This is a genomic window from uncultured Arthrobacter sp., assembly GCF_947495145.1.
Taxonomy (GTDB): domain Bacteria; phylum Actinomycetota; class Actinomycetes; order Actinomycetales; family Micrococcaceae; genus Arthrobacter_D.
In genome coordinates, this window is sequence record NZ_CANLXP010000014.1 from 56184 (window position 1) to 70622 (window position 14439).

The window sequence follows — 14439 nt, forward strand, 5'->3', positions numbered from 1 at the left end:
CACAGAGCCTTTGAATCGAACTGGGCGCCACGAGCGGCCATCTCACCGGCGGGCGCGGTTGCCCTTACTCGATGCAACTTCGTCTCCAGCCGTAAGAGCTCTCGATCTCTGCAACCGGGCCCCAATGTGGCTATCTGCGAAGGCTCAGTCATCATCAAAATGGACCTTGGTACCTTCGGTTAGGCGTTTGTGGCACCTAGATCGTCCAAATAAATGTGCGTACCGCCATCAAACTGTCGGCAGGGCGGAGCCGGGGCCGATAGAACGACCACCGTATGGCGCGATCTGCTCGTTCGGTCATCTGTCAGCGATCAAGCTAGAAGAGGGGCAGATTGTCATACGAGATTCGCTGCTCGGTGGGAACTACTCGAACACCCGCGGCATCGTAGAGCCAGTAAAAATTGCCTTCTCGTTCCAACCGTCCTGAAACTTGGAGCATTGCATCGTTGGAATGAGCTTCGAGGGCTACTCTGTATTGCTCCGCGTCGAGGCGGACCCGAGCCTTCTTGACTGAAGACCCACTGTCTATCACCAGACGAATAACCCTAATGTCGGTAGCGGAAGCGTGGCTTAGTAGGACTACTTCGCCTACCAGTGTTACGTCCTGAGATGCCGGTGCCTGGGAGAACCGTGTAGCGACTTTGTCGAGTATCGGCGACTCCACAGGGGTGAAGGTGAATTCGTGCTTTGAAGGAGTGAGATTTTGACTGTGCCGCACCACTTGAATAGCCGACTCACCATCACGCGTAACGTCGCCCAAAGCCTTAATGAATTCATATGACAAGCCGTCGTGCACCGCTTCAACAAAAATGTCGGTGGTCGGTTTCGCACGATATTCGTCTAGGCAGCGACGTGCCAGGTCAAGGGAACGCTCGAATGTCTGCAGTATCTCCCGACCACTTACGGACTCTGCCAGACGCGGGGTCTGACTGGCGACCTCTTCGGAACGCCTCGAGAAATGAAATCTCTTGTCCGCATGTGTGTGCGCGGTAATCACGTAGCTCCCTATTGCGGTCTGACCCATATAGCAGTCATCTATGAACTGCTTGGCTATGAACGCGCTCGCATTGCCGTGATACATCCTCGCCTCACGAGTGGACTTCGCCGAGGCGATAAGCATCGAGCGGGCAGAAGCATAAAGCAACTCGCCGTCTGTCCATCGGATAAGCCCTCCGTCTAGCGACGTTTCCTTTTGCCAATGCGATTCGTCGAGCGCGGTCGTCTCTTTGATGCGATACAGCGCTTCGGCGTGCTTGGCTTCGGCACCGAACCTTCGAAAAATTTCGCGTTGTGCTTTGCCTAGGAGGCGATCGAAATCTGGACGAGTATCGTCCAGCGGAATGAGAACTTCGCCTGCTCCGTCGTATTCCCGCCAGATGTCGAACTTCCCCGGCACCCCCTCGGCGCGGTACCAACGAAAGTGTTCAAGCGTTGCTAATAAACTGTTCACGCGCTCGGATCGTGCGAATGTATTCATGGCTGTCCGCCCTGTCCGATTCGCTGCATGATGCCGCACAGCGCCACATCATCGAAGATGTCTTCTCTTCGAGCGTTGAAGCTAGGTCTAGCTGCGGTTGACGCTGGAGCACCTCGTAAATTCACCCAGTAACAACAATGCTTCAGCGCCAGGTAATCGTGGGAAGCCTCTAACCAGGACGCTTGCTCGGTTGGCAGCGACATGATGACTGCTATCCGGTTGACACTCGGGTCAGTGCTCGCAAACTCCTCGTAGCGGTCGGCGCGCATATTCGAAGAGATGTGAGTTGAATTTTGGCCGATATATTGGGAGGTGCTTTTTAGCTGTATCTCCAGATAAACGGCGCCCGTCTGAAGGTGCTGGTCAGATCTGTGGGACAAAACAAGATCAATTCCCTCGTCTATCTCCGGAGTTCCCACCAGATTGCATCCTGCCGCTGCCGCAATCGCGCGGACGTAGCTAACCTGAAACTGCTCCATGTGATTCAATCCACGTGTGTGTGATCCCCTAAGGATCAACGGCGCGCCCCCACTCATGAAGAGATCGTACAGTTGCACAGGCGTTTCCTCGATCCAGCGTCTTCTTTCGAAAAGGCTACGGGACTGGTATGACATTCCTGAGCGTCTTGCGGCGCTGATTGCATCGCGGCGTCATCCTCCTATCGCCTGCACGCAGTTGAAATCCCGGCCGACCGTAGTTCGTTGAAAAGCAGTGTCCGAGCGGTCCAAGATAGTAATGGCCTGTGCCGGCTCTGATGTGAGCCGAGTTGATGTAACAACAGCTGCTCTCAGATTGGCGGACGATAGGCCGGCGAGGGCGGTCACCTTCTGACCGATCCAATCCTGCGTCGTGTGGTGCCCCGCGTCGCGGTTCCGAGATCAGTTGCTGGATCGAAATCATCTCACCGAATAACTACTACCCTGGTTAGGTGAGCCAAATCATTGGGGGAGGGGCAGCACCGCAGCTGCCCGAGGGGCTTTATGAGCTCCTGAAAACTGACATGATCGCCGCGCAACTCGATGCGGCACAAGACCTACATGCGTCGTTCGAGCAGATCGACGAAGACACGGCCCCTGATATTCTCTCGCGTCACGTCGCCGACGCCGTGCGGCAAGCGCTCACCAAAGCCGCCCCTGCCGAGCGGGTGGAGATCGCGAACACCATTTTGGGACATCTCGACCAACCGGCCGTCATTGCCGCTGGCCCTCAAGAACTTCATGCGCTTCACCGCCCCGACCATCTCCGCAGGCGCAGTGTCAAGCGCCCCACCACGCGGCTCAGCGAATCGGCACTTCTGACCAACAGCAAGGATGACCCGAACCTTGCAGCAGAAATCCGAACTGAGATGGACTCGGCCAACTCCGTCGACCTGCTGTGCGCCTTCGTCCGCTGGACCGGATTGCGGTTACTCCAACCTGCTCTGGAACGACTACAGGAACGCGGTGTCCGCCTAAGAGTCATCACGACCACGTACATGGGCGCCACGGAACGCCGGGCCATCGACGAGCTGGTCAATCGCTACCGCGCCGAGGTCAAGATCAGCTACGAAACCCAGGCCACCCGCCTTCACGCCAAAGCGTGGCTATTCAGAAGGGACACCGGCTTTGACACCGCATACGTCGGAAGCTCAAATCTTAGCAAGGCCGCACTCCTTGACGGACTGGAGTGGAACGTCCGGCTCTCCAACATCGCCACGCCCACACTGCTGAAGAAGTTCGAGGTCACCTTCGACAGCTACTGGGAGCAGCGAGCGTTCCAGAGCTATGATCCCGAACGAGATGGCGACAAACTCGATGCTGCCCTTGAGCGGAACGGCGGCAAACGCACCATCGCCCCGGATGGCGTCACCGGACTGGAGGTCCAGCCCTACCTCCACCAGGAGGAGATGCTCGAAGCGCTCGAGGCGGAGCGGCTCAAAGGCCACACCCGCAATCTCCTCGTTGCCGCCACCGGAACCGGCAAGACCGTCATCGCCGCGCTCGACTACAAACGTCTCAGCGAAGCCGCAGGCCGAAACCTCACGCTCCTTTTCGTCGCGCACCGTCAGGAAATCCTGCGACAATCCATGCGCACCTATCGCAACGTCATGCAAGATGGTGCTTTCGGCGAGCTCTACGTCGGCGACAACAAGCCCACCCAGTGGAAGCATGTCTTCGCTTCGGTCCAGTCACTCAATGCCAGAGGCATCCAGCAGCTCGAACCCAACATGTTCGACATCGTCGTCATCGACGAGTTCCACCACGCTATGGCGCCTACCTATCGAAGTCTGATCGACCACCTCACACCGCAGCAATTACTCGGCCTCACGGCGACACCTGAGCGAGGTGACGGCCTCAACGTCGCCGACCAGTTCTTCGACGGTCGTACGGCGAGCGAACTCCGGCTCTGGGATGCCCTCGACGCTGACCTCCTGGTGCCCTTCCACTACTTCGGTGTGTCCGATGACGTCGACCTCAGCCAGGTGGAGTGGAAGCGAGGCAACTACGATCTCGCCCAGCTCGACCGCCTCTACACCGGTAACGACGCCCGCGCAGCCAAAGTCATTCGCGAACTCCGAGACAAAATCACCGGAGCCAACCAGATGCGTGCCCTCGGCTTCTGTGTCTCCGTTCAGCACGCCCAGTACATGGCCGAGGTTTTCAACCGTGCGGGCATCACGTCGGTAGCCCTGCATGGTGGAACGGACGACGACGAACGCGCACTTGCGCTCGCACAGCTACGCGACCGCCAAATCAACTGCATCTTCACCGTGGACCTCTTCAACGAAGGTCTTGACCTGCCCGAAGTAGACACAATTCTCATGCTTCGCCCAACCCAGAGCGCAACAATTTTTCTTCAGCAGCTTGGCCGCGGGCTGCGGCGCGCTGAGGAGAAATCGGTCCTCACTGTGTTGGACTTCATCGGGCAGCAGCGCCGTGAGTTCCGCTTCGATCTGCGTTACCGAGCGCTCACGGGATTGGGCCGAAAGCAGCTGGAGAAAGCGGTCGACGACGAGTTCCCGTTCCTGCCGTCTGGTTCCCAGATCGTTCTCGACCGTGTGGCGCAGAGAGTCGTGCTGGAGAACATCCGGGCTCAGTTGCGGTTCAACCGCGCGCAACTCGTGCGTGACATCGCCTCCTATGGCGAAACGGTACTGGCCGAGTACCTCGAGCGATCTGGCAACGACCTGAAAACCATTTACCGCTCGACGCGGGATTCCTGGACCGGGTACCTACGCCAGGCTGGCCTGATCGAGGGGCTTTCTCCAGGGGAGGCGGCCATAGCGGGTGGACTGGCAGAGCTTGAACAGGAGAAACAACTCCTGTTGCGCATGGTGCGGCTGCTTCATGTGGACGACCCCGAACGAGCCGACGCGTACACAAGGCTCGTCCGCCAAGACTCGCCGCGGTATGGAGACCTCGGACCACGGGAAAAGACGTTTGCCCGGATGCTCTTCTATACGCTGTGGAGCGATGGCGGCGGTTTTCAAACGTACGACGACGGTCTGGACCACCTACGTAGGTTCCGCTTTGTGTGTGACGAAATTCGGCAACTCGTAGAACTGGGCGTCACCGATTCTAAGCACGCCGCGAAGGGGCTCGGCGCCGATTTGCAACACATTCCGCTGTCATCGCATGCAACCTACCGGCGCGAGGAAGTTCTAGCGGCACTGGAATATGGCTCCCTTGAGCTCGGCAAGAACGTGCAGCACCGAGAGGGAGTTGCATGGTGTCCAGCGGCGTCGACCGACGTCTTCTTCGTCACGCTCAACAAGGATGAGAAGAACCACTCAGCAACCACCATGTACAAGGACTACGCCATCGGTCAGGACCTCTTCCATTGGGAATCACAGAACTCGACCGCCCCAAACAGCCCTGTAGGGCAGCGTTATCTGAACCACAAATCGCGAGGGTCGCAGGTGTTGCTCTTCACCCGCGACACTGCGGAAGACGAGAGCGGGCTAACGGTGCCCTACACGTGTTTGGGTCAGGTTGATTACGTCCAGCACTCGGGGGAGAAGCCCATCGCTATCACCTGGAAGCTGCATCGACCTATGCCGGCGGACGTCTTGGCTACGGCATCGGCAATAGTGCAGTAACCATTGGCAGCGCACACGAATTTGCTTTCGCGGAGGCATGCGAATGTGCTGCAGGTGGATCTGCCGGTGTCTGTCACCGCCGTAACCCAGATATGCAAGGAGATCCGATACCAAGTATTCTTGCCGGTTTCGTGGGAGCGCTATCGTCGGCTGAGGGCCGCTCGGGAAAGTGCACGCGAACGTGCTGAATCTGGCGAAGGTGGAGGCTGCGGTGCAGTCGGCGTCGATCGGCCAGCGGGCCCAGTCAACAGCAAAGTTGTCGAGGACGCTCACCAGGCGGCGGTGGCGTCGGAGTGGCGTGAGGGCGTGCTTCAAGCGTGAATTCGGCCCAACCGAAGGCGGACACCTTGTTGCCCTACAGGACTACCCTTCACCTGCGTAGATACGGATCGCGACCGACACCATGCATTGGTAACAAGGGGCTGGGTTCAGGCGGATGAGATTGATGAGCATGCCTTCGGACTTATCCTGATCGAGCGGGGCTGCGCCGGCTCCCGAGCGGTGCGTTTGAAGCTTAGGCTAAGCGTGACATTATTGGTAGACCCTCACGCTTGAGGATCTGGTTGAGACGCTGGTGCCAACGCGATGCACGTTCCCTCTCAACTCCGAGTGCGAACGCGATCCAGCCAGCAAGATGATCGACAAACGAGAAAACAGAGTTGAATCCTCGATGGGTGGAGTGACGCGCGAGTCCGAATTTTTCGACCCCGCGTAGGTGTACCTCTATACGCCGTCGATGCTCGGGCATCAGTCGAACGGAGTCGTCCACAAGCAGCCCGAGAACAACGTTGCGTGACCCAGGTGGCACTATTCGAGTCTTGGTCCTGTGCGTGACGAATCCAGCTTTTCGGATGTGACCCGACACTTCCCGGGTGACCATCTCTGCGGCGGATCGATGAAACGCATCTAGACCGGAGAACAATAGATCGTCGGAGTAGCGAGTGTAAGTGAGGCCGCGTTGGAGGGCGAAGGCCTGGAGGAATTTATCGAGTCGGGCTGCGGCTGCGTTTGCGAGTATTCCACTCGTGGGTCCGCCTTGTGGTAGAACTCCTACTCCGGCTACAGCGTAGCTCTCAATTACGGTGCTTGCGGCCAGCCAGGGAGCATGCCGAGCGTTTTCTGCTCGTGTCGTGATCCGTGCAAGTTCGAAGGAGACGAGCTTGCCGTATCCGAGCCTTCGGAACACGCGATACACCGATGCCTCGGTCACGGTTCCAAAGAAGTCGTGCAGGTCCATCTTTACCATCCAACGAGCGCCTAGGTGTACCCGGTCATCAGGTTAGTGCCAGTCGGCTGATCGGTGGTTTGCCTCCGAGTGCGCTGTGACTGCGTTCAGTGTTGTAGTGCTCGAGCCATGGGTCAAGCGCGGCTGTGCGTTGGGTGTTGCTGGTGTAGGCCTGGCGGTAGGCCCATTCGGTAGCCAGGGTGCGGTTCAGCCTTTCGACCTTGCCGTTCTGCCATGGGCAGTGGGGTCTGATGAACTTTTGGGTGATGCCGTGCTCGGCGCAGAGTGCCCGCAGGGAGTGTCGGTAGGCCCAGGCGTTGTCGGTCATCAACCGCTCGATTCGGGTGATCCCGCGAGCGGCGAAGTAGGCGATCCCGCGCTCGAGGAAGCCCGCGCAGCTGGGGCCTTTCTCGTCGGGCAGCACCTCGCTGTAGGCGAGGCGGGAGTGATCATCGATTAGGGAGTGGATGTAGTCGTATCCGGGTCTGCGTTCCCGGTCGCGTGGAATCGCCCGTCCGTGGACGCGCCAGCCCCCGCCGTCGGGGATCCGGCCGAGCTTCTTGACGTCCATGTGGACCAGTTCGCCGGGCCGGGCGCGCTCGTAGCGGACCGCGGTGGATTTCGAGGAGCGGATGAGATCGCCGGTCATGGGGTCGCACTCGCGCAGACGGGGCACTGCGTGCCGGCGCAGTATTCGGGAGACCGTTCTGGCCGGGACTCCGATTTTCGGTCCGAGCAGGTCGGGGCCCTGCCGGTGTTCGGCCCGGGCGGCCAGGACCTTCTGCTCGACCTCGGGCGCGGTCCGGGTGGGCATCGTGTGCGGCCGCGAAGATCGAGTCTGTAGCCCGGTCTCGCCCTCGGTCTCGTACCTGAGGATCCAGGTCCTGACGCACTTGCGGGAGATGCCCATCGCCGCGGCGATGTGGGCCTGTTTCCATCCGGCCTGGTGCCGCTCGATGATGAGCTTGCGGCCATGGACAGTCAGACGGGCGTTACGGTGGAACATGAGAACCTCCGAGTTGGAGTGGGCCTTAGACAAGCCACATCCCACTCGGAGGTTTTTCCTAGTTCAACCAGGCTCGCCGCTACCAACGTCCTGGCCGGGTACATCTAGTACCTGCGATGACATCGCCGCCCGGCACGAACCGCACACTATCCAGCAGCGCTACAGCGGCTGCCCGATCGTCGACCTCGAATTGCTCTAGCCAAACCGCGGCGCGAGTAGTTTTAGACAGCTTCATCGGTTGCTCCTTGCGCCGTGGTACGCACGTCAGTTACAGACTGCTCAACCATTTTCCCGAATATAGGTGACTCCGAAGGCGCGGACCTGCCGGAACTCCTGGCGGCTCGTGCCGAAGTCGAACCAGCCGCCGTCTGACTTCTGGAAGATGTCGAGGCCCGGCCGAGATTGATGCGCCAGCCGGTGTCGGTTCGGATCCAGCGGTCATGTCCCCCGGGATCCTTCGACACGTTCACCTCGATGCCTTGCTGAGATGCTCCCTGAACGATGTTGTTGAGCATGTGGAGTTGCTTCGTATGTTACTCGGGGTCTTGGTCGAGCACGGTGAAGAAGCTGACGGTGACCTCGTCAGCCGGGTCTTTTGCCGCAGCGATGAGGGCGAGCAATTCGACAAAATTCCGGCCTTGGTGTCCCATACGGATATATGGGTCGTGCAGTTCGATCTCGGTTGCGTTTCGCAGGTATGGCACTAGTAGCGTTTCGTAGGAGATACCCCGTTGGTTCTCCAGGGAGTTCCGCTGTTCTCGGAATAGTTCTGCCTGACCTGAGCCGGACGCGAAGGAATGGCACATCTAGCTCCTCGATCCAGCTGGCAGGATCCGTTCAATATGGTTCTGCCACAAGGTGAATGTTTAAGCGAAGTCGCTCCAGTCCAGCATCGTGGTTCCGAAGAATGCCGCTTGAACGGGGTGGCCCTCGGCGAGGAGCCGGTCGGCGATCCCGCGCTGATCAAGGATTCCGATCGTCCCGAGTGGAAGCCGCCGGCACGGGAGCCACCAGCTCCGGCGTCGGGCGGCGCTCCACGATCGCTGTGTCCACGCCGGCCACGGCGAGCTCACCGGCCAGCATCATGCCAGGTGGGGTTGAAATGGCTGACGTTATCATCGCCGGAGGAGGTCCCACCGACTCCGTGCTTTTGGGGCCACCTTTTTCGGGTGCGTCCGAGCCAGTGTGAGGCTTGACGGGGGCCTTGCCGCAAGCCCCCTTGCCAGCGGTACATTGGAAATGGAACGGACCAGCGCAAACGCCCCGAATTTCTTTCTTTCTCGCTCCGCAGGTTCCAAGTCCCGTTGACGGGCATAGAATCGTGCTCAAACCAGACGTTAATGAGATGGTGCGCAAGATCCTCGCCGATCCGTCCTACCAGCAGAATGCGCAGCGTATCGGCAGATCGGTCCTGAGGCGCATGGTGTTGATGTGCTTGTGGACTTTGTGGAGGCACTTGGCGGACACGTCGTCGTCGCTTCATGGGCATTGGGCGGAGTTTAAAGACGTAACCCCGGCGATGTGGCGAACCAGTGATCGTTCCGGGATCTTCAAGAGCTAAGCTGCGCGCTGAACCTACGCTGCGCCAAGTCAAGACATTTCGACGAGCGACGGGAGCCTATAGGCCCCCAGTAACTCCGGACGCCTGAGGAATTGACTGAGATGAGTCCGTATCAGAGCGGACGAACGTCCGCCAGAGACTCCAATCCGTCAAAGTCCTTAGAATTGCGGGTGTAGAGGATTGCGTTGTGGGTCATCGCGGTGGCGGCGATCAACAGGTCAAAATTGCGTGCACGGGGTTTTCGGCCGGCCGCAGTGACCGCTTCGGCGAGGAGGCCATAGTTGCGGGCAACGGCGCTGTCTACAGGCAGGGCAGCGAATCGGCTCTCGATGGATGCGAGCCTGCGCAGCCGCAAAGGGCGCTGACTGGCGCTTGCCGCCAGAACTCCGTAGTGCAGCTCCGCCAAGCTCACCACACTGATACCGATCTTTTCGGGCACTGCAGGAACATCGTTGGCTATCAGCAGGTTGGTGTCGAAAATGGCCCTCACTGCTGTGCCCATGGATCCTGAGGCGCGTCGTCGAACGTACCCAGGTCCCGGCCCCAGTCAGGATCTGTGGGGACGGAGAAGATCCCTTCGATCTCCCCGAACTGCCGCCAGGCATGCGCTTCGATCGGGCTGAGTACGGCGGCATCGCGTCCGGATACGGTGATCGTGATTGTTTCGCCCGCTTCAGCCCGCTTGATCACGTCGCTGGCGTTCTGGCGAAGCTCCTTGAGTCCGATGGTGGTGAGTCTGCGCCTTACACCTTGCCCGGACTCTTACTCGCGCTTTGCCGGCTTATAGGACGGCCAGTGCCACCCCAATAATGCCGGGCGGCCCCCGGTGAAAGACCGGTCGGGAGCCGCACGTTGTAAGTTCCGCCGTCCGGCATAGAATCGTGCTCAAGCCAGACGCAAATGAGTCAGTCAGAGTCCCAGAGCAAGGGGTCAGGCCATGAGTGTGTTCCGTACCAAATCCATCGAACAGTCCATACGCGACACGGAGGAGCCGGGACACCAGCTCAAAAAGAGCCTGGGCGCGCTGGACCTCATCGTCTTCGGTGTCGGCGTGTGTATCGGTGCCGGAATCTTCGTGCTCACCGGCCAAGCGGCCGGCGCAAACGCAGGTCCCGCCGTCGCGCTTTCCTTCCTTATTGCCGGTGTTGTCGCCGGGCTGAGCGCGATCTGTTACGCCGAGCTGGCCTCGACCGTGCCGGTGGCCGGCAGCGCCTACACCTTCTCATTTGCGACACTTGGTGAGCTGGTGGCCTTCATAATCGGCTGGGACCTCGTGCTGGAGTTCACGGTCGGGGCGGCCGCTCTGGCCACATCGTTCAGCCAGTACCTCGGTGTGGTGCTCGAAGGCACGCCATTCGCCATACCCGAGGCCATCGCTTCCGTGGACACCGGCGTGATGAACCTTCCGGCCGGGCTGCTCATCCTCGGGCTGACCGTCGTGCTCATGACCGGCATCAAGCTCTCCAGCCGCATCAACCAGGTGGTCACGGCGATCAAGGTGGCTGTGGTGCTGCTGGTGATCATTGTGGGCCTCTTCTTCATCAACGTCGCTAACTGGTCACCCTTCATTCCGCCGACTCAGGGCACGGCACCGTCAGAAGCGGGGGCGCTCGATGTGCCGTTGGTGGAAACCATCTTCGGACTTGAACCCACCGTGTACGGTCTGGGCGGCGTGTTTGCGGCAGCGGCTTTGGTGTTCTTCGCCTTCATCGGGTTCGACGTCATTGCCACCACCGCCGAGGAAACACGCAACCCGCAGCGCGACCTGCCGATCGGCATCCTCGGTTCCCTCGCCATCGTCACGGTGCTCTATATGGCCGTCTCGCTGATCATCACCGGGATCCGTCCCTATTCCGACATTGACCCGGCCGACGGCGCCCCACTGGCGACAGCCTTCACCGCCATCGGTGTCACCTGGATGGGCGACGTGGTGGCGATCGGCGCATGTATAGGTCTCATCGTCGTCGCTATGATCCTGCTGCTCGGCCAGACGCGGGTGGGCTTCGCGATGAGCCGGGATCGGCTGTTGCCGCCGGCGCTGGGCGCCGTGCACCCCAAGTTCGGAACGCCCTATCGGTTCACGCTGCTGGCCGGAATCATCATTGCGATCATTGCGACTTTCGTCCCGCTGTCCACGCTGGCTGAGTTGGTCAATATTGGGACCCTGTTCGCGTTCATGCTGGTGGCGCTCGGCGTGATCATCCTGCGCCGCACCCGGCCCGACCTGAAGCGGTCCTTCCGTGTTCCGTTCGTGCCGGTGGTGCCGATCCTGGCCATCGCCCTATGCTTCTTCCTCATGCTCAACCTCACCGGCGGCACCTGGCTTCGGTTCTTCGCCTGGATGGCCATCGGCGTCGCGGTGTACTTCCTGCACTCGCGGAAGCGCAGCATCATGGTCACGGGCGGTCCCGGCTACAACGCCGGGATGCCGGAGCAGCAGCGGCAGACCGACGTCGGTCTCGGGGGAGCGGGAATCGCCCCGAACGACGACGACCGGTAGGGCGCATGACTCTCTCACCGCAGGAGACCGTGCTCGAATTCGTCCGTGCGTACCGTGAGCAGGACGCACGCCTCGCTCTTTCCCTGATGGCGGACAGCTTCACCTTCACCAGCCCGCAGGACGACCGCCTCGACCGCGATACCTGGCTGGAGCGGTGCTTCCCCACGGCCGATCACTTCGATGCACCGGCCAGAACCCTGCAGATCGTCGAGACCGGCGGCGTCGTGCTTCACCGATACGAGTACAAGGTCGCCGGACGCACCTACCGCAACGTCGAAGCCACCCGGGTACAGGACGGGTTGGTACATGAGGTCGAGGTGTACTTCGGGGGAGCGGTGTAACCAGCTATTCCCAAGGCGCGGGGTGGTTACTGGTAGGCAACGCACTCGCCTGACCAGGAGCCCGCCATGGCATCGGTACTCGTCTGTTCCTGCCCCATCACCGGGCACGTCGTCCCGATGCTGGCGGTCGCCGCCGCCCTCGTGAACCGCGGCCACACCGTCCGGTTCCTCACAGGTCAGCGTTATGCCGACCGCGTCGCAGCCACCGGTGCGACCTTTCTCCCGCTGCCGCCCGAAGCCGACTTCGACGACACCAACCCCGACGAAGTGTTCCCCGACCGCGCCGGCCTCAAAGGCCCGGCAGGCATCCGGTATGACCTCACCCATGTCTTCCTCCGCCCCTCCAAACATCAGTACGACGCAGTCCAGCGCGCCATCGCTGAGATACCCACCGACGCTGTGCTCGCCGAGCCACTCTTCATCGGGGTCGCCCTCCTTCTGAATACGCCCCGCGCAAACCGCCCAGCTGTTGTCAACTGCGGCATCACGCCGCTCAGCCTGTCGAGCCGAGATACCGCTCCCTTCGGCCTGGGCATCCCGCCTCTACGCGGACCCATCGGCCGCATTCGAAACCGCGCGCTGGAAGTAGTGGCGGAGAAAGTGATTTTCAGGCCGGTGCAGAAATACGCGAACGAAGTGGCGCGCAAGGCGACCGGGAAACCATTCCCAGGCTTCTTCCTCGATTGGCCGCGCCGCGCCGACCTTCTCATCCAGTTCGGCGTCTCCGAGTTCGAGTACCCGCGCTCCGACCTTCCCGACACCGTCCACTTCGTCGGCCCGGTCTCGCAGGGCGGCGGCAGAGACACCACCGACGTACCCCTGCCCGAGTGGTGGGCTGACCTCGACTCCGGCCGGCCGGTCGTACACGTCACCCAGGGCACCATCGCCAACCGTGACTACAACGACCTCATCCTCCCCACAATCGACGGCCTGGCGAACGACGACGTTCTCGTCGTCGTCAGCACCGGCGGCCGACCCGAGGACACGCTCACGGGACCGTTGCCGGCGAACGTCCGAGTTTCGTCATATCTCCCGTACGACGAGCTGCTGCCGAAGACCAGCGTCCTTGTCACGAACGGCGGTTACGGGGGAGTGCAGTTCGCTCTGCGCCACGGGGTGCCGCTGGTCGTTGCGGGTCAGTCAGAGGAGAAGGTCGAAGTCACTGCTCGCGTCGCGTGGTCGGGTACCGGGATCAACCTGCGGACCAACCGTGCCAAGCCTGACGACGTCGCGAAGGCCGTGCGCAAGGTCCTCACCGATCCGTCCTACCGGCAGCATGCCCAGCGGATTGGAAAGGCGATTCAGGAATCGCGCGGCGTAGATGCGCTGGTGGACCTGGTCGAGAAGGCATGATGTGGCTTAGTGCAATCAATATGCGGCGCAAAGCTAAGGAGCAGGCGTCACCGTACAAGCGCGAACAGCAGCGACGGAAGCACTCCGGAGATAGTCCCGAGAACAGTCCCGACCAATGCAAGCACCCAACCGACGCGCCGTCGTCGTGCCTGGTCCACCTTCCGTGACACTTCATAGAAGGCGGATTCCAGCCAGCGCGCGTCACTCTGAGGCTGCGGGTTCTTGTGCCAGGTCTCGGGCTGGGCAGCGGCAGCGCTCAGTATTGCGATCTGCTGCGGCGTCAGAACCGGCCGCCGATGGTTGAGTGAGCGCAGTAGCTGCCGCGGTGTGAATACGGCAATCTCAGAATGCTTCTCGCGAACGGTGAGGCTTTTCGCTCCAACGATGACGACGACGCCACTCACATGAATAGGGTGTCCCACCGCAGCAGACAGGAGCTTCGACGCTCGTTTTGCTTCATACACCGCATTGGGGATGTGACGCTGGCGCTGGCCCGCAACCATGAGTGTGTTCTTCGCAGTCCAAACGGCCTGACCGGCATGGCGCTTGGTGTTCACGGTGAACACCCCGCCCGGACCGATGAGCACATGGTCAATATCCGACGATCCCTTACCCACAGGAACTGCGTGAAGCACTGTCCACTCGGGACCGAGCTGGAGTAGCAGGGCGCCGATCTCCCTTTCCCCTAGAGCACCCCAGTACCAGGGGGCACTTTCGGAACCAAGCGGTCGGGCGCCGAAGAAGCGACCCAGTGCGGAACGTGGTGGATCCAGGCGGTGAGCAGCAAGCAGTTCCTCGATGACCGAGTGCCCGGGAACACGACTGGTTAGCGTTTCACTATGCGACGGCTGAGACTGGGCAGGCAGCGGTTGAGCTTCAGACATTGTTCCCCCAAATG

Annotated in this window: 12 protein-coding genes and 1 pseudogene; 4 read left to right on the forward strand and 9 right to left on the reverse strand. The window is 60.7% G+C overall.

The window, feature by feature from the left end:
• Positions 1-316 precede the first annotated feature (316 nt).
• On the reverse strand, positions 317-1477 hold the full coding sequence (locus Q0877_RS11540) for a hypothetical protein (RefSeq protein ID WP_299167915.1): 1161 nt from the start codon (positions 1475-1477) through the stop codon (positions 317-319).
• Positions 1474-1956 (reverse strand): DUF4365 domain-containing protein, encoded by a 483-nt coding sequence (locus tag Q0877_RS11545; RefSeq protein ID WP_299167918.1) that lies wholly within the window; start codon positions 1954-1956, stop codon positions 1474-1476. The genes Q0877_RS11540 and Q0877_RS11545 overlap by 4 nt, the downstream gene beginning before the upstream one ends.
• Before the next feature lie 485 nt (positions 1957-2441).
• Between Q0877_RS11545 and Q0877_RS11550 the strand changes: the two genes are divergently transcribed.
• Positions 2442-5555, forward strand: coding sequence for a DUF3427 domain-containing protein (locus Q0877_RS11550; protein WP_367182172.1), 3114 nt, complete (start codon positions 2442-2444; stop codon positions 5553-5555).
• 514 nt (positions 5556-6069) lie between these two features.
• Here Q0877_RS11550 and Q0877_RS17115 read toward each other — a convergent pair.
• The 6 genes and pseudogenes from Q0877_RS17115 to Q0877_RS11575 form a co-directional block, all read right to left on the reverse strand.
• Positions 6070-6801: a reverse transcriptase family protein gene (locus Q0877_RS17115; RefSeq protein ID WP_367182171.1), complete on the reverse strand. Its 732-nt coding sequence runs from the start codon at positions 6799-6801 to the stop codon at positions 6070-6072.
• Between the two features lie 28 nt (positions 6802-6829).
• On the reverse strand, positions 6830-7786 hold the full coding sequence (locus Q0877_RS11555) for an IS481 family transposase (RefSeq protein WP_299167922.1): 957 nt from the start codon (positions 7784-7786) through the stop codon (positions 6830-6832).
• Between the two features lie 221 nt (positions 7787-8007).
• A pseudogene (locus tag Q0877_RS11560) lies at positions 8008-8592 on the reverse strand (MIT C-terminal domain-containing protein).
• Between the two features lie 157 nt (positions 8593-8749).
• Positions 8750-8872, reverse strand: a complete 123-nt coding sequence (locus Q0877_RS11565; RefSeq protein ID WP_299167924.1) for a hypothetical protein — start codon at positions 8870-8872, stop codon at positions 8750-8752.
• A gap of 587 nt (positions 8873-9459) precedes the next feature.
• Positions 9460-9849: a PIN domain-containing protein gene (locus Q0877_RS11570; protein ID WP_299167926.1), complete on the reverse strand. Its 390-nt coding sequence runs from the start codon at positions 9847-9849 to the stop codon at positions 9460-9462.
• Positions 9834-10073 (reverse strand): type II toxin-antitoxin system Phd/YefM family antitoxin, encoded by a 240-nt coding sequence (locus Q0877_RS11575; RefSeq protein WP_299167976.1) that lies wholly within the window; start codon positions 10071-10073, stop codon positions 9834-9836. Before Q0877_RS11575 ends, Q0877_RS11570 begins: the two co-directional genes overlap by 16 nt.
• 211 nt (positions 10074-10284) lie before the next feature.
• Between Q0877_RS11575 and Q0877_RS11580 the strand changes: the two genes are divergently transcribed.
• The 3 genes from Q0877_RS11580 to Q0877_RS11590 all read left to right on the forward strand — a co-directional run bounded on the left by Q0877_RS11580 (position 10285) and on the right by Q0877_RS11590 (position 13541).
• Entirely contained in the window at positions 10285-11847 is a 1563-nt protein-coding gene (locus tag Q0877_RS11580; protein ID WP_299167929.1) for an amino acid permease, read from the forward strand.
• Between the two features lie 5 nt (positions 11848-11852).
• A complete protein-coding gene (locus Q0877_RS11585) occupies positions 11853-12188 on the forward strand; it encodes a nuclear transport factor 2 family protein (RefSeq protein WP_299167931.1) in 336 nt (111 codons plus the stop codon).
• 66 nt (positions 12189-12254) lie between these two features.
• Entirely contained in the window at positions 12255-13541 is a 1287-nt protein-coding gene (locus Q0877_RS11590) for a glycosyltransferase (RefSeq protein ID WP_299167932.1), read from the forward strand.
• A 47-nt stretch (positions 13542-13588) separates the two neighbouring features.
• Here the strand turns inward: Q0877_RS11590 and Q0877_RS11595 are convergent, their stop codons facing one another.
• A complete protein-coding gene (locus Q0877_RS11595) occupies positions 13589-14425 on the reverse strand; it encodes a nuclease-related domain-containing protein (RefSeq protein WP_299167933.1) in 837 nt (278 codons plus the stop codon).
• Positions 14426-14439 lie beyond the last annotated feature (14 nt).